We start from the raw sequence: 288 nt of genomic DNA on the forward strand, positions 1-288 counted from the left end.
ATATCGGCAACATCAATTCGGTGGCCAACAGTTATCTGCGTTTCGAGAAGCCGCGTTCGTTCTTTGCGGCGATGAGCTTCGGTAACTGCGGTTATGCCTTCCCGACGATCATCGGGGCGAAGGTGGCGGCGCCGCATCGCCCGGCGGTCTCGTATGCCGGCGATGGGGCCTGGGGCATGAGCCTGATGGAGACGATGACCTGCGTGCGTCACAACATTCCGGTCACCGCAGTGGTCTTCCACAACCGTCAGTGGGGCGCGGAGAAGAAGAACCAGGTGGATTTCTACA

At 59.7% G+C, this 288-nt stretch carries 1 protein-coding gene; it reads left to right on the forward strand.

Translation table 11 applies throughout. The features are described from left to right. Positions 1 to 288 (forward strand): thiamine pyrophosphate-dependent enzyme (locus tag GQB03_RS22775; RefSeq protein ID WP_235027190.1); only part of this gene is annotated, 288 nt, incomplete at both ends.

The sequence above is a fragment of the Cognatazoarcus halotolerans genome (genome assembly GCF_009800965.1).
GTDB classification, from domain to species: Bacteria; Pseudomonadota; Gammaproteobacteria; order Burkholderiales; family Rhodocyclaceae; genus Cognatazoarcus; species Cognatazoarcus halotolerans.